This window comes from Rhodococcus sp. MTM3W5.2 (genome assembly GCF_001984015.1).
Taxonomy (GTDB): Bacteria; Actinomycetota; Actinomycetes; order Mycobacteriales; family Mycobacteriaceae; genus Rhodococcus_G; species Rhodococcus_G oryzae.
On the sequence record NZ_CP019572.1, the window covers coordinates 5,330,922 to 5,346,099 of the forward strand.

Genomic DNA, 15,178 nt, shown 5'->3' on the forward strand with positions numbered 1-15,178 from the left:
TACTCTGTCGGGCAACAACTTCGCCCGCCGCGCACACGTTCGTGGGTGCGGGCCGGGTCACACCATCGGGGAGCAGCCATGGGCTACACATCGTTCACGAACTGGCGACTGCTGGAAGGTGACCCGGACGTCATCTGGCACGCCTTCACCCACCCGGCGGAGTCGGGGCTGTACGAGGAGCACAAGACCGAGACGGTGCTCGGGCCGGACTTCGTGATGGCCGCCGGGCACGGCTGGGACGCCAGGCACGGTGAGGAATGCGACTTCGACGTCGTCCGCTGGACCATCACTCGGCACGAGCCGAACAGGGTGTTCGAGTTCTCCGGTAAGCAACGGGGCATTCGGCAGGATGTGGCGCTCACCATGGAGCCGGCGGACGGCGGCCACATCGTCACCGAGACCATTCGCTTCCGCCCGGCGTTCAAGGGAAAGCCGGGGGCACAGCTGCTGTCCTGGCTGCTCCTGACCACCGGCCTGCTGGCCAAGGTGGGCGACGACAACGGCGAGTCGCTCGATCTACTCGAGGAGCACATCGCCGCCGGATAGCTCCGATCGGATGGCCGGTCATCCCGCCTGTTGGCACGAATCCGCAATGGCGGGCGAACGGCACGGTAACAACGAGTAACCTTCAACAGATTCACATGGCGAGGGCCTGCCTCGGTGGGCCCTCGCTGTGTTGCGTCATCGACCAACCCAGCGGGGGCAGGCATCGGTCGGCCTCTCCTGCCACGATTCAAAGGAGTTCGGCCCCGTGTGTTCGATCCTCGGCATTTTCGGTCTGCAGTCCGGCGACGATCTGGCCGCGCTGCGCGTTCAGGCCGTGGAACTGTCGCGCAGGCAACGGCACCGCGGGCCCGACTGGAGCGGGGTGTTCGTCGGTGACGGCGCGATCCTGGTGCACGAGCGCCTGGCGATCGTGGACCCGGCCAGCGGGTCGCAGCCGCTGCGCTCGCGGGACGGGCACCTCGCGTTGGCGGCCAACGGGGAGATCTACAACCACCGTGAGCTGCGCGAGGCCAGCGGGTACGACTTCACCACCGGCTCCGACTGCGAGGTGATCAGCGCCCTCTACCGCGAGGGGACACCGATTTCGTGAACCGGCTCAACGGCATCTTCGCGTTCGCGTTGTTCGATGCCGAGCAGCAGCGGTTCCTGATCGCCCGCGACCCGATCGGGGTGATCCCGCTGTACTGGGGTCACGACGGCGACGGCCGCATCCTGGTCGCGTCGGAGATGAAGGCACTGGTCGGGGTGTGCGAGGACGTGGCCGCGTTCCCGCCGGGCCACCTCTACGACAGCGCGACCGGTGAGCTGCGCCGCTACTACGACAAGCCGTGGCGTGAGCACTCGGCCACCGTCGGCACCCGGGTGTCCCCGCAGGAGCTGCGGGCCGCGTTCGAGCAGGCGGTGCACCGGCAGATGATGACCGACGTCCCCTACGGCGTGCTGCTCTCCGGCGGTCTGGATTCGTCGCTGGTGGCCGCGTGCGCGGCCAAATTCGCCCGCGACCGGGTCGAGGACGACGACCGCAGCGAGGCGTGGTGGCCGCACCTGCATTCGTTCGCGATCGGGTTGGAGGGCTCGCCGGACTTGGCGGCCGCCCAGCTCGCCGCCGATTCCCTCGGCACCGAGCACCACGGCTTCGTCTACACCTTCGCCGAGGGCCTCGACGCGTTGCCGGAGGTGATCCGGCACATCGAAACCTACGACGTGACCACCATCCGGGCCTCGACCCCGATGTTCCTGCTGGCGCGTCGGATCAAGGCGATGGGCGTGAAGATGGTGCTCTCCGGGGAGGGCGCCGACGAGATGTTCGGCGGCTACCTGTACTTCCACAAGGCGCCGTCCGCGCGGGCCTTCCACGAGGAGACCGTCGCCAAGCTCGACGCCCTGCACAGCTACGACTGCCTGCGCGCGAACAAGTCGATGATGGCCTGGGGTGTGGAGGCGCGGGTGCCGTTCCTGGACCTGGAGTTCCTCGACACCGCGATGAGCATGGACGCCACCCACAAGATGGCAGGCGGCGGCCGGATCGAGAAGGCCGTGATCCGCGAGGCGTTCGAGGGCGCGTTGCCCGAGCAGATCCTGTGGCGGCAGAAGGAACAGTTCAGCGACGGCGTCGGCTACGGCTGGATCGACGGCCTCAAGGACCACGCCGAGGCCGTGGTCACCGACGTCGAGCTCGCGTCCGCCGCGCAACTGTTCCCGCACAACACCCCGGAAACCAAGGAGGCCTACCTCTACCGGCGGATCTTCGCCCAGCACTTCCCCGGCGAGGCCTGCGCGGCCACCGTGCCGGGCGGCAAGTCCATCGCCTGCTCCACCCCCGCCGCACTCGAGTGGGACCCGGAATTCGCCGCGATGGCCGACCCCTCCGGCCGCGCCGTCCAGGGCGTCCACGAACAGGCACTCGCCCGCTAGCAACCAGCCGCACGATCGATGGACGGTTGATGTAGAAGATCTACATCAACCGTCCATTTTTATTCGATTGTTCTGATGCTTTCGCTCGCTCACGATTAACGCCATGACCAACCGTGACCGAGCCCTCGGACTGACCGTTGCGCTGCTGTGGGGACTGAACTTCCTCGCGATCCGCGCCGGGCTCGACCACTTCCCGCCGTTCTTCTTCGCAGCGCTGCGGTTCCTGGTCATCGCGATCCCGGTGGTGCTGTTCGTTCCGCGACCGAACGTGCCGGTGCGCTGGCTGCTGCTGTACGGGGTCGGATTCGGCGTGGCGCAGTTCGGGTTCCTGTTCTGGGCGATGAACGCCGGCATGCCGACCGGACTGGCCTCCCTCGTGCTGCAGGCCTCGGCGCCGTTCACGGTGTTGCTCGGCGCCCTGCTCTTGCGCGAGCACGTGAGCCGCCGCCAACTCCTCGGCATCGCGGTCGCGGTGTGCGGGATGTCGATGATCGGCTGGGACCGCGCCCAGCATGCGGCGCTGCTGCCGGTGCTGCTCACCCTGCTCGCCGCTCTCGGCTGGGCCTTCGGCAACCTGGGCAACCGGCTCGCCAAGGCAGACAACCCGCTGCGGCTGACGCTGTGGATGACCGTGGTGGCGCCGCTTCCCATGCTGGCGCTCTCCGCCGTGGTCGAGGGCCCCACCACCGGCTGGTCCGCCCTCGGCGACTCGTTCAGCGCCGACGGCTGGCCCGCTCTGGCCGGACTCGCCTATATCGTCCTGCTCGGCACCATCGCCGGCTCCGGGCTGTGGTCCGCGTTGATGAGCCGCTACCCGGCCGGCGTCGTCGCGCCGTTCTCGCTGCTGGTCCCTGTCGTCGGGATCGGCGCGGCCTGGCTGGTGCTGGGCGAGCGGCCAAGCGCCCTGTCGCTGGTCGGCGCGGTGGTCGTTGTCGGCGGCTGCCTCGGCGGAATGGCGCGCGCGAGCACACCGTCCGCCACGCGTGAGCCCGCGTCGACGGCTCCTGCGACGGACGAACCAGTGACGATGCCCACCCCGGAACCGGCACGAATCTGACCATGGCCGCGGGTGTGGAAAACTCTGCCCGTGTCTACACGTCATGATGGGGCCACCCGCCCGGGCAATTCCGGGGCGACCAGCCCGGCCACCCGATTCTCCGTGCGCGGCCGCCTCGCGCTGCGCGCCGCGGCCGCAGCCTCCTGGGCCTCGCAGAAGGCGGGCCGGGGCAAGGGCTCGATGATCGGCGGCCTGATCGCCCTCAAGATCGACCCCACCCTGATGACCCAGCTCGGCAGCGGCAAGCGCACCGTCGTGATCACCGGGACCAACGGCAAGTCGACGACCACGCGGATGACGGCGGCGGCGCTGGCCACCATCGGCGACGTCGCGACCCAGGCCGACGGCGCGAACATGGACGCGGGCATCGTGGCCGCGCTTAGCTCCCACGTGGACGCGTCGCTGGCCGCCATCGAGGTCGACGAGCTGCACGTCCCGCACGTGAGCGACGCCCTGCAGCCGCAGGCGATCGTGCTGCTCAACCTCAGCCGCGACCAGCTCGACCGGGTCGGCGAGATCAACATGATCGAGCGCAAGCTGCGGGCCGGCCTGGCCCGGCATCCCGACGCCGTGGTGATCGCCAACTGCGATGACGTCCTGGTCGCCTCCGCGGCCTACGACGCACCGAACGTCGTGTGGGTCGCGGCGGGCGGCGGCTGGGCTGGCGACTCGGTGAGCTGCCCGCGCAGCGGTGAGCCGATCGTCTGGGAGGAGCGCACGGGCGACGCGACGGGCGTCGCCTACAACCACTGGCGCAGCACCGGCACCGACTTCGAGCGGCCCACCCCCGACTGGTGGCTCGACGACGACCACCTCTACGGTCCGGACGGTTCGAAGATCCCGATGTCGCTGACGCTGCCGGGAAAGGCGAACCGCGGCAACGCCGCCCAGGCCGTCGCGGCGGCGGTCGCGCTTGGTGCGCGCGCGGAGGACGCCGTCGCCGCGGCCGCCTCGGTCCGCGAGATCGCCGGTCGCTACAGCACCGTCCAGGTCGGCGCGCACACGCTGCGGATGCTCCTGGCCAAGAACCCGGCCGGCTGGCAGGAGGCGCTGTCGATGATCGACCACGACGTCGACGGCCTGGTCATCGCGGTCAACGGCCAGGTCCCCGACGGTGAGGACCTGTCCTGGCTGTGGGACGTCCGGTTCGAGCATTTCGAGGGCGTCAAGGTGGTGGCCTCCGGCGAGCGGGCTACGGACCTCGCGGTCCGCCTGACCTATGCCGGTGTCGAACACACACTGGAACCGAACCCACTGCGCGCCATCGCATCCTGCCCGCCCGGGCGGGTCGAGGTGCTGGCCAACTACACGGCGTTCCGTGACCTGAACACGGCCATCGCGAAGGAGAACAGGGATGCCTGAGTCGACGGTCCGGATCGGGCTGGTGCTGCCCGACGTGATGGGAACCTACGGCGACAGCGGCAACGCGCTGATCCTGCGCCAGCGGCTGCGGATGCGCGGCATCGACGCGGAGATCGTCGAGATCACGCTGTCGGATCCGGTGCCCGAGTCGCTGGACGTCTACACCCTCGGCGGCGCGGAGGATTCGGCGCAGCGCCTCGCTACCCGGCACCTGGCCCGCTACCCGGGACTGCAGAAGGCGGCCGGTCGCGGCGCCCCCGTGCTGGCGATCTGCGCTGCCATCCAGGTGCTCGGGCACTGGTACGAGACCTCGGCGGGCGAACGCGTCGAGGGCGTGTCGCTGCTCGACGTCACCACCTCGCCGCAGGCCGAGCGCTCGATCGGCGAGGTGATCACCCGCCCCCTGCTCGACGGGCTGACCCAGCCGCTCACCGGGTTCGAGAACCATCGCGGCGGCACCAGCCTCGGCGCGGACGCGAAGCCGCTCGGCCGGGTCACGCACGGGGTCGGCAACGGCGTCGGCGACGGACTGGAGGGCGTGGTGCAGGGCTCGGTGATCAGCACCTACATGCACGGGCCCGCGCTGGCCCGCAACCCGGAGCTGGCGGACCTGCTGCTGGCCCGCGCGCTGGGTGTGGACGCCCTCGAGCCGCTCGAGCTCGAGGAGGTCGACCGGCTGCGCCGGGAACGCCTCGCAGTCGGGCGTTAGACCGCGTCGTTCAGGCGACGGCTGCAATTACAATCCGTAATTTAACGATATGCCCCTCTCTCGATCCGGCACGGCGCTAGCCTCTGATCCATTCGAGCTCGAGCACCATGCCAATGCACCTCGATCGAAAGAGGAGAACCCTCCGTGTCCCACCACTCCCTCATCCGGACCAAGTCGGCGGCGGCCCTCGCCCTTACCGCCGGCCTCCTGCTCGCTCCCGCCCCGTCGATCGCCGCGGCCGCACCGACGCCGGTCGTCGCGCCGGCCTCGGTCGACCACTCGCTGCACCTGACGGGCGCCCCGAACGCCCGCGACCTGGGCGGCTACACCACCACCGACGGGAAGACCGTCCGGTCCGGGCTCGTGCTGCGCAGCGACGCGCTCAACGCCCTCACCGCGGACGACCTGGCCAAGCTCGTGCAGCTGAACGTCAAGACGGTCGAAGACCTGCGGACCGGCTACGAGCAGGCGCTCGAGAAGGACAAGATCCCCGCGGGCGCCACCGTGCACCACCGCGACGTGTTCGGCGGAGGCGGCGATCCACTCGCGATCCTGGATCTGGCGCGGGCCTACCCCTTCATGGCCGGCGATCCCACCGCCTCCGCCGCGTTCAAGGCCGTCCTGCTGGACATCAAGAACTCCCCCGACACGGTGCTCTATCACTGCACGAGCGGCAAGGACCGGACCGGCTGGCTGTCGGCGGTGCTGCTCACGATCCTCGGCGTCCCCCGCGAGACCGTGAACGAGGACTTCATGCTCAGCAACGAGTACCTCGCCGGCGAGGGTGGCGGGTCGAGCATCACCGGGAGCATCCAGTCCAACACCGTGGAGCAGGCCTGGCTCGATTCCGCCTTCGCCACGGCGAACGAGAAGTTCGGCAGCTTCGACAACTACGTGAGCCAGGGGCTCGGTCTGACGAGCCAGGACATCGCCGACCTCAAGGCCAAACTGCTCAGCTGATCGGGGCCGAGGACTCGAACCTCCCCCAGACAGGGGTTCGGCCGGGGATGTAGCGATTAATCGCATCCTCGGCCGGATCTCTGCTTCTCAAGTTTCCGACCGTTACCGGCCTCTCTTCTTGATCCGCACTCTTGAGGGTACGCCCGGCTCCGTACCCTCTGCAATAGTTCTGACCTGCGAATCAGGGGTTGTTTCCGCGGCGACGCGACCCTGCCGGCGATTGCGAAATCGCTCGACGAGGACGATCGTCAGGAGTACCGATACGACAGCGTCGGTAGCCGTTCCGGGAGGCACCATGGCAGCACCCAGCCCGTGGCCCACGATTCACGCCGAGCGGTCGGCCCTCGCCGACGACCTCGCCTCGCTCACCGACGAGCAATGGTCCACCCCGTCGCTGTGCGGGCAGTGGTCGGTGTGGGAGACGCTCGGTCACATGACCGCGACCGCGAAGATGACGCGACCGCGATTCCTCCGCAAGATGGCGGGGACCGGGTTCCGGTTCGAGCCGATGTTCGCGAAGGAGATCGCACGGGAGACCGCGGGCACGCCCGCCGACACCCTTGCCGAGTTTCGCACCGTCATGGGTGCGTCCACGGGCCCGCCCGGCCCGGTCGACACCTGGCTGGGCGAGACGATCGTGCATGCCGAGGACATCCGGCGCCCCCTCGGCATCACGCACGAGTACCCGCCGGATGCGCTGATCCGCGTTGCGGACTTCTTCAAGGGCTCGAACCTGCTCATCGGCACGAAGACCCGCATTTCCGGACTCACCCTCCGTGCCGAGGACGCCGACTGGTCGACGGGCACCGGGCCGGAGGTCACCGGACCGATGCTCTCCCTCGTCCTCGCGATGACGGGACGGCCCGCCGGACTGGTGGACCTGTCCGGTGACGGCCTGGCCACGCTCACCGAACGGGTCTGACCCGGCGCGCCGTCCCGACGCCGCTACTGCTGCTGGATCGAGGAGATCTGGAAGTTCGCGCCCAGCGGATCGGCCACCGCCGCCAGCCGGCCGAACGGCGTGTCCTCCGCGGGGCGGACGACCGTGCCCCCGAGTTCGACCACCTTCTCGAGTGCCAGATCCGTGTCCTGTACCCCGACGTAGAACTGCCAGAACGACGGGACACCCTCGGGCAGGAACCCGGATGCGTCCATCGCGCCCGCCACCATCTCGTCGCCGATCTTGGCTTGGGAATACCGGAACTCGTCGCCGTCGCCGATCGCGTCGTACCTCCAGCCGAACACGCTCTCGTAGAAGGGCAACGCCGCCGCGTAGTCGCGGGACATCGTCTCGAACCAGACCGGGGCGCCCGCCTCGTCCACCAGACCGAATCCACGGTGCTGATCGGCCTGCCAGACACCGACCACGGCGCCTGCCGGGTCACCGATGATCGCCATCGTGCCCTGGTCGCCGACCACCATCGCGGGCATCATCACCTGACCGCCCGCGGCCGCGGCCTTGTCCGCGGTCGCCGCCGCGTCCTCGGACGCGAGATAGACGGTCCAGATGTTGCCGTACGGATTACCCTCTTGCTGCGGCCCGAGGCCGGCGATGGGCTTGCCGTCCTTGCTGAAGATCGAGTAGCCGCCGTACTGCGGATCCTCGTTGGTGTCGGCCGACCATCCGAAGAGCCCGGAGTAGAACGGGATGACGCGTTGCGGGTCCGAACTGGTCAGGTCCACCCAACACGGGGCACCGACGATGGATTTGGGTTCAGGCACTGCTGTCTCCTAGGGCCGAGGTGATGGCTGCTGACGGTGTGCGGTGCCGAACCTACACTCCCGCACCGACATCCGCGGTCATGCAGTCGGGCACTCGTCCGGCGCGGGGATCCCGCGCAACCGCTCGTCGAGCCAATGCAGCGCCCCGGATAGCCGGTGACGGCGGCGATGAGGTGTTCGCCGAACACCTCCCGGTACACCGCGGGGACGCCGAGCCCGCACTGCTCCTCGTAGAGGTCCCTCGCCCCCGCCGCCGGGATCCAGAACTCCTGCGCGCCGTTGTAGATGTACAGCGGGGCGCCGGACGCGATGCCTGCCATCTTCATGTCGCGATAGAGCTCGCGTGCCTGCGGCGAGGCGAACGGGTTGTCGATGTCGGCCATCACCTGCATCGGCAGGAAGGTCACACCCGCCGCGCCGAGGGTGACGACGCACTGGTCCTTGAGCGGGGAGGTGGCCAGCTGCTGCGCCAGGTTGTTGGCGAGGCCGAGGATCTCGGTGCGTTCCCTTGCGATGCCAAGGGTCGCACCGTGGAACAGCCCGGTCGCGAGGTTGCCGTTCATGCTCCTGGTGAGCATCTCGAAGTCGGCGGGAACCCCGCCGAGCGCGGCACCGACGATGTCGCCTGCCAGGTCAGGGGCGTAGGAGTCGATCAGCTTGACCGCGCCGTGGGTGGCGATCGCCCCGCCCGAATAGCCCGTCATCACGACCCTGCTCGCGCCGAACTCGTCGGGCAGCGCGCGGCGCAGTCCGCGGATGGTGTCCAGGACCGCGTGCCCGGCGACATACGGCTCGGCGTAGGCCATCCGCGGTCCCTCGTGGTCCGGGATGAGGACCGCGTAGCCGTGCAGGGCCGCCAAGGCGGTCGTCGGCGGGACGAAGTCGGCGACGTTGGTGGACAGGCTCAGGCCGCGCGCCAGCGTGTAGCCGGGCGTGCAGGCACGACCCAGCGCATCGATCGGCAGGTTGTTGACCACGACCGGTCGGCCGCCCGGCCCCGTCCACGGCGTGGCGGGGACGATCAGCGTCGCGGTCGCGAAGGAGGGCACGCCCGCGGAGTCGGTCGTCCGGACCTTGAGCTGCCGGACCTCGCGCACCGGCGCGCCGACGAGGGGAGCCGCCGCCGCGGTCACGTCCCTCGTCTCGAGCACGTCGCCGTTCGCGCTGTCCCCCATCGAATCCGGCCACTCGTCGAAGAACGCGTCGCCCACGTCCGAGGGCATGACCGCGATCCGCAGCGCCTGGATGCCGGCGGGCTCACCCGGAGCGGCCGCTATCGGCGGCACCTCGCGCGGCGGGGGGCCGAGCGCCGGTGGCGGCACGATCGAATCGATGAGTGCCGGGAGCCCGGAGAGGGGAAGCGACGGAGCAGCCTCCTGTGCACCGGCCGTCCCCGGTCCGGAAGACACCGCGAGCGCGATCGCACAGGAGCACACGAGGACCCCGATGCGGGTGTGCCTCGCAAGGGCACCCGTGGTCGGGCGTGACCCTGGTCCAAGGACCGGCATACACCCACGCTAACACCGGAATCCGCCGTCACGATGCAGCCGAACCGGGTCGACCCACCGGTCGTGTCAGAGGGTCCGGCGCCCCGAGAGTGCCCGCCCGAGGGTGAGCTCGTCGGCGAACTCCAAGTCTCCACCCATCGGCAGACCCGAGGCCAGCCGGGAGACCGTCAGGCCGGGGAAGTCGCGCAGCATCCGGACCAGATACGTCGCGGTGGCCTCGCCCTCGGTGTTCGGATCGGTCGCGATGATCACCTCCGAGACGTCGACGCCGTCCTCCTGATTGCCGATGCGCGCCAACAGCTCCCGAATACGGAGCTGGTCCGGTCCGACACCGCTGAGCGGGTCGAGCGCGCCGCCGAGCACGTGATACCGGCCGCGGAACTCCCGCGTCCGCTCCACCGCCTGGACGTCTTTGGGCTCCTCGACGACGCAGATGACGGTGCGGTCGCGACGGGCGTCCGCACAGATCCGGCACTTCTCCTTGTCGGACACCGTCCCGCACACGACGCAGAACTGCACCCCGTCGCGGACCCGCTGCAGCGCGTTCTGCAGCCGGTCGATGTCCGGCGGCTCCACGCTGAGCAGGTGGAAGGCGATGCGCTGCGCGCTCTTGGGCCCGATACCCGGCAGCTTGCCGAGCTCGTCGATCAGATCCTGTACCGGACCCTCGTACACCGCGGCCTCTAGAAGGGGAGCCCGGGCAGGCCGCCCGCGAGGGGGCCGAGCTTGCCCGCCGCGATCTCCTGCGCCTTGCCCGATGCGTCCGCGATCGCACCGATCACCAGGTCCTGGAGGGTCTCGACGTCGTCGGGATCGACGACCTTCGGGTCGATCGTCAACGCGACGACCTCGCCGGTCCCCTTGACCGTGGCGGTCACGAGTCCACCGCCGGCCTGGCCGGTGACCTCCGCCTCGGCGATCTCTGCCTGCGCGGCCATCAGGTGCTGCTGCATCTGCTGGGCCTGCGCGAGGAGCTGCTGCATATCGGGTTGTCCACCGGGCTGCACGTCGATGTCCTTTCTGCGTGTTGCCCCGTCAGCGTAGCCGCATCCGGATAGCGTGGGTCCGTGCGTGCGAAGTCGGCCGGGTACCGGGGTGTCCTGCTCACGGCCGCCGCTGCCTCGGCACTGGTGCTCTCGGGCTGCACCATCCCCACCGAGACCGCCGCGGGCGTGACCGCGGCCCCCATCCCCACCGCAGCCGAGCTGGTGCGATCGGCAACGCTGCAGGGCAAGACCGTGTTCCTCGATCCCGGCCACAACGGCGCCAATGATGCGGGCATGACCGCGCAGGTCCCGACCGGGCGCGGCGGCACCAAGGAATGCCAGACCACCGGCACCAGCACCGACAGCGGCTTCCCCGAGCACTCCCTCAACTGGGCGGTCGTCGCCCAGATGCGCACCGAGCTCGAAAATCTCGGCGCCCGGGTGCTGCTGAGCCGCCCCGACGACACCTCCGTCGCCGCGTGTGTGGACCGGCGGGCCGCCGACGCCAATGCGTCCGGTGCCGACGTGGTTGTCGCGATCCACGCCGACGGCGCCGCACCGGGGCAGCACGGATTCCACGTCTGCTTCTCGGCGCCGCCGCTGAATGCCGTCCAGGCCGGCGCGTCGATCGCGTTTGCCAAGTCCATGCGCGACGCACTCGAGACGTCCGGGCTCACCCCGTCCACCTACGTCGGCACCGGCGGACTGATGCCCCGCGACGACCTGAGCGGACTCAACCTGTCCGAGCGGCCGTCGATCCTGGTCGAGCTGGGCAACATGCGCAACGCGGACGAGGCGCACGCCATGACCAGCGAGGAGGGCAGGGCCCGGTACGCGCAGGCAGTGGTGTTCGGCATCGTCCGCTATCTCGACGGCCGCTGACCGAACGCATCGGTCAGCGGCCGCGGCGGGGCCGCGTCAGGCCAGTTCGCGGGCCAGGTTCGCCAGCACGGCCGCCTGGATCTTCCGCAGGCCGCCAGGCGCGAAGGTGCGCTCGAAGAAGCCGCCGATGCCGCCCGCGCCCTTCCACTCGGTGGTCGTGGTGACCGTGGACCCGGCGCCGGACGGGGCGACTGTCCAGGTGGTGACGAGGGTGGAGTTGGCATCCTTCTCGGTGACGGTGTTGCCGTCGACGGTCACGGTGGCCTTGATGTCACGCGAACGCTTCTCGGTCGCCTTCAGCGTCCACTGCGCGACCGTGCCCGCGCCCTGGCCGCCCTCGAGGACCCGGTAGTCCAGGTACTGCTCGGTGAGGATGCGGGGTCGCACCGTCTCGTAATCGGTGAGCGCCGCGAGCGCCCGCTCCGGTGCCGCCGCGACCTCGACCGAACTGCTGGCGCTGACCTGTCCCACTGTGGATCTCCTTGGCTCTGCTCGCCGGATCCCGGAGGACCCGTCCGACCTCGACGCTGTGTGTGGCCGACCCCGTCATCGTGCCCGCTCCGAGAACCGACGGGCCAGCCCGCTCGGCCCCGTGTGTGTCGGATCACAGCGGAGCTGTGAACCCCGGATCGCGACCGGTTCGCAACATTTGCGTGACGTTTCGCCGGACCGACTTCGACTTGGGTGGCCGGTGTCGCACCCAGGCGATAGCGTCGGGGGGTGGCTGCCTCTCAGAGTGCGTTGCAACGACTGGGTCGACGAACATCCACGCCGGGTCACACCGGCGCGGCGGCCCATCGTGCCGGTGTCCAGCGTCTGCTCGCCAGTTATCACGCGATCCCGCCCTCCGCGACGGTGCGCCTGGCGAAGAAGACCTCAAACCTGTTCCGGGCGCGGGCAAAGACGAATGCGCCCGGCCTGGACGTGTCCGGGCTCGGCGGGGTGATCTCGGTCGACCCCACCGCCCGCACCGCCGACGTCGCGGGCATGTGCACCTACGAGGACCTGGTCGCCGCGACCCTGCCCTACGGCCTGGCGCCGCTGGTGGTCCCCCAGCTCAAGACCATCACCCTCGGGGGCGCCGTCACCGGCCTCGGCATCGAGTCGACCTCGTTCCGGAACGGGCTGCCGCACGAGTCGGTGCTCGAGATCGACGTGCTGACCGGCAACGGGGAGATCATCACCGCCACCCCCGACGGCGAGCACTCGGATCTGTTCTGGGGGTTCCCGAATTCCTACGGCACCCTCGGCTACTCCACCCGGCTCCGCATCGAACTGGAACCGGTGAAACCGTTTGTCGCGCTGCGGCACCTGCGCTTCGACGACCTCACCGACCTGCAGAACGCGATGGACCGCATCGGCACCGATCGCAGCCACGACGGCGTAGCGGTGGACTACCTCGACGGCGTGGTGTTCTCGGCGACCGAGGCCTATCTGACACTCGGCACGCAGACCGACGAGGGCGGTCAGGTCAGCGACTACACGGGCCAGCAGATCTACTACCGCTCGCTGCAGCAGCGCTCCACGGATCGGCTCACGATCGCGGACTACCTGTGGCGCTGGGACACCGACTGGTTCTGGTGCTCGCGGGCGTTCGGCGCGCAGAATCCGCGGATCAGGCGCTTGTGGCCGAAGCGCTACCGGCGCAGCAGTTTCTACTGGAAGCTGATCGCCCTCGACCAGAAGTACGACATCGGCGACCGGCTCGAACGCCGCAAGGGCAATCCACCGCGTGAGCGGGTCGTGCAGGACGTCGAGGTACCGATCGAGCACACCGCGGACTTCGTGTCCTGGTTCCTGCGCGAGATCCCCATCGAGCCGCTGTGGCTGTGCCCGCTGCGGTTACGCGAGCCCGGGCCCGCGGGCGCGTCCGCCGTGCGGCCGTGGCCGCTGTATCCGCTCGAGCCGAAGCGCACCTATGTCAACGTCGGCTTCTGGTCGTCGGTGCCGATCACGCCGGGTGCCCCGAGGGCGCGGCGAACCGGCTGATCGAGGACACCGTCGGACGGTTCGAAGGGCACAAGTCCCTGTACTCGGACTCCTACTACGAAGCCGACGACTTCGCCCGCCTCTACGGCGGCGACAACTACTCCATCCTGAAGCAGAAGTACGACCCCGATTCGCGACTATTGGACCTGTATTCGAAGGCGGTGCAACGCAAGTGACCACGTTCAAAGACGCCAGTACCCAGACCCGTAACGGCCACCACAAGCTCTCGATCGCCGAGATCCTCGAGACCGTCGCGGACGGTGACATCCCGGTCCGCTTCACCGCCTACGACGGGAGCGCCGCGGGCCCGGAGGACGCCGAGTACGGGCTGACGCTCAAGTCCCCGCGGGGCACCACCTACCTGGCGACCGCGCCCGGCGACCTCGGCATGGCACGTGCCTATGTCGCGGGCGATCTCGAGGCGACCGGCGTCCACCCCGGGGACCCGTACGAGGTCCTCCGGGTGATGGGCGACGACCTGCACTTCCGGCGGCCGTCGGCACTGACGATCGCGAGCATCACGCGCTCGCTCGGCTGGGACCTGCTGCGGCCCATCGCCCCTCCGCCTCAGGAGGCCCTCCCCCGCTGGCGCAGGCTCGCGGAGGGCATGCGCCACTCCAAGACCCGCGATGCCGAGGTCATCCACCATCACTACGACGTGTCGAACACCTTCTACGAGCACGTGCTCGGCCCCTCGATGACCTACACCTGCGCGGCGTACAAGTCGCCGAACCAGAGCCTCGAGGACGCGCAGGAGAACAAGTACCGGCTGGTGTTCGACAAGCTCGGCCTCAAGGCGGGCGACCGTCTGCTCGACATCGGCTGCGGCTGGGGGTCGATGGTCCGGTTCGCGGCCCGGCGCGGCGTCAAGGTGATCGGGGTGACGCTGTCCGCCGAGCAGGCCGCGTGGGCGCAGAAGGCCATTGCCGACGAGGGCCTCTCCGATCTCGCCGAGGTCCGGCACTCCGACTACAGGGACATCACCGAGACCGGCTTCGACGCGGTGTCCTCGATCGGGCTGACCGAGCACATCGGGGTGCACAACTACCCCGCCTACTTCGGTTTCATCCAGTCCAAGCTGCGCGACGGCGGCCGGCTGCTCAACCACTGCATCACCCGCCCGGACAATCGGCACCAGGCGCGCGCGGGCGGGTTCATCGACCGCTACGTGTTCCCGGACGGCGAGCTGACCGGCTCGGGCCGGATCATCACCGAGATCCAGAACATCGGCCTCGAGGTCCGGCACGAGGAGAACCTGCGCGAGCACTACGCGCTGACCCTCAAGGCCTGGTGCCAGAACCTGGTGGACAACTGGGACGCCTGCGTCGCGGAGGTCGGCGAGGGCACGGCTCGGGTCTGGGGGCTCTACATGGCCGGTTCGCGACTCGGGTTCGAACGCAATGTGGTGCAGCTGCACCAGGTGCTGGCCGTCAAGCTCGGCCCCAAGGGCCAGGCCGAGGTACCGCTGCGCCCGTGGTGGAAGGGCTGATCGGACAAGGACTCTCATCCACTCACCCTCAGGTGTACGCAAACACCTGAGGGTGAGGAACACGGATCTGGGCCCGACACCGATTTGATCCAA

15 protein-coding genes and 1 pseudogene are annotated in these 15,178 nt (G+C 69.4%); 11 read left to right on the forward strand and 5 right to left on the reverse strand.

Annotation, left to right across the window (positions count from 1 at the left end):
- Nucleotides 1-78: 78 nt before the first annotated feature.
- The 8 genes from BTZ20_RS24355 (at nt 79) to BTZ20_RS24385 (ending at nt 7,431) form a co-directional block, all read left to right on the forward strand.
- Nucleotides 79-546, forward strand: coding sequence for a hypothetical protein (locus BTZ20_RS24355; RefSeq protein ID WP_077043125.1), 468 nt, complete (start codon nt 79-81; stop codon nt 544-546).
- A 205-nt stretch (nt 547-751) separates the two neighbouring features.
- Nucleotides 752-1,096, forward strand: coding sequence for a hypothetical protein (locus BTZ20_RS29315; protein ID WP_262982513.1), 345 nt, complete (start codon nt 752-754; stop codon nt 1,094-1,096).
- A complete protein-coding gene (asnB, locus tag BTZ20_RS24360) occupies nt 1,093-2,421 on the forward strand; it encodes an asparagine synthase B (protein ID WP_262982514.1) in 1,329 nt (442 codons plus the stop codon). Before BTZ20_RS29315 ends, asnB begins: the two co-directional genes overlap by 4 nt.
- Before the next feature lie 103 nt (nt 2,422-2,524).
- Nucleotides 2,525-3,478 (forward strand): EamA family transporter, encoded by a 954-nt coding sequence (locus tag BTZ20_RS24365; RefSeq protein WP_077043126.1) that lies wholly within the window; start codon nt 2,525-2,527, stop codon nt 3,476-3,478.
- A 102-nt stretch (nt 3,479-3,580) separates the two neighbouring features.
- Nucleotides 3,581-4,840, forward strand: a complete 1,260-nt coding sequence (locus BTZ20_RS24370) for a MurT ligase domain-containing protein (protein ID WP_077043127.1) — start codon at nt 3,581-3,583, stop codon at nt 4,838-4,840.
- Nucleotides 4,833-5,549 (forward strand): type 1 glutamine amidotransferase, encoded by a 717-nt coding sequence (locus tag BTZ20_RS24375; RefSeq protein WP_077043128.1) that lies wholly within the window; start codon nt 4,833-4,835, stop codon nt 5,547-5,549. The genes BTZ20_RS24370 and BTZ20_RS24375 overlap by 8 nt, the downstream gene beginning before the upstream one ends.
- A gap of 144 nt (nt 5,550-5,693) precedes the next feature.
- Nucleotides 5,694-6,509, forward strand: a complete 816-nt coding sequence (locus BTZ20_RS24380; protein ID WP_083742832.1) for a tyrosine-protein phosphatase — start codon at nt 5,694-5,696, stop codon at nt 6,507-6,509.
- Nucleotides 6,510-6,804: 295 nt separating this feature from the next.
- Entirely contained in the window at nt 6,805-7,431 is a 627-nt protein-coding gene (locus tag BTZ20_RS24385; RefSeq protein ID WP_077043129.1) for a maleylpyruvate isomerase family mycothiol-dependent enzyme, read from the forward strand.
- Nucleotides 7,432-7,454: 23 nt separating this feature from the next.
- Here the strand turns inward: BTZ20_RS24385 and BTZ20_RS24390 are convergent, their stop codons facing one another.
- The 4 genes from BTZ20_RS24390 to BTZ20_RS24405 all read right to left on the reverse strand — a co-directional run bounded on the left by BTZ20_RS24390 (nt 7,455) and on the right by BTZ20_RS24405 (nt 10,722).
- A complete protein-coding gene (locus tag BTZ20_RS24390; RefSeq protein ID WP_077043130.1) occupies nt 7,455-8,231 on the reverse strand; it encodes a VOC family protein in 777 nt (258 codons plus the stop codon).
- Nucleotides 8,183-9,553: a lipase family protein gene (locus BTZ20_RS24395; RefSeq protein WP_317616060.1), complete on the reverse strand. Its 1,371-nt coding sequence runs from the start codon at nt 9,551-9,553 to the stop codon at nt 8,183-8,185. Before BTZ20_RS24395 ends, BTZ20_RS24390 begins: the two co-directional genes overlap by 49 nt.
- A 252-nt stretch (nt 9,554-9,805) precedes the next feature.
- The gene (gene recR / locus BTZ20_RS24400) at nt 9,806-10,414 is read right to left on the reverse strand and encodes a recombination mediator RecR (protein ID WP_027501651.1); all 609 of its coding nucleotides are present in this window, start codon (nt 10,412-10,414) and stop codon (nt 9,806-9,808) included.
- An 8-nt stretch (nt 10,415-10,422) separates the two neighbouring features.
- On the reverse strand, nt 10,423-10,722 hold the full coding sequence (locus BTZ20_RS24405) for a YbaB/EbfC family nucleoid-associated protein (protein ID WP_223263500.1): 300 nt from the start codon (nt 10,720-10,722) through the stop codon (nt 10,423-10,425).
- 147 nt (nt 10,723-10,869) lie between these two features.
- On the opposite strand from BTZ20_RS24405, the gene BTZ20_RS24410 reads away from it, so the two are divergent.
- The gene (locus BTZ20_RS24410) at nt 10,870-11,607 is read left to right on the forward strand and encodes an Rv3717 family N-acetylmuramoyl-L-alanine amidase (protein WP_411269169.1); all 738 of its coding nucleotides are present in this window, start codon (nt 10,870-10,872) and stop codon (nt 11,605-11,607) included.
- A 36-nt stretch (nt 11,608-11,643) separates the two neighbouring features.
- Here the strand turns inward: BTZ20_RS24410 and BTZ20_RS24415 are convergent, their stop codons facing one another.
- On the reverse strand, nt 11,644-12,078 hold the full coding sequence (locus BTZ20_RS24415; protein ID WP_077043132.1) for an SRPBCC family protein: 435 nt from the start codon (nt 12,076-12,078) through the stop codon (nt 11,644-11,646).
- Nucleotides 12,079-12,357: 279 nt separating this feature from the next.
- Here BTZ20_RS24415 and BTZ20_RS24420 point away from each other — a divergent pair.
- Nucleotides 12,358-13,772 (forward strand): annotated as a pseudogene (locus BTZ20_RS24420) (FAD-binding oxidoreductase).
- Nucleotides 13,769-15,085, forward strand: coding sequence for a class I SAM-dependent methyltransferase (locus tag BTZ20_RS24425; protein WP_077043133.1), 1,317 nt, complete (start codon nt 13,769-13,771; stop codon nt 15,083-15,085). Before BTZ20_RS24420 ends, BTZ20_RS24425 begins: the two are co-directional and overlap by 4 nt.
- Nucleotides 15,086-15,178: the final 93 nt, after the last annotated feature.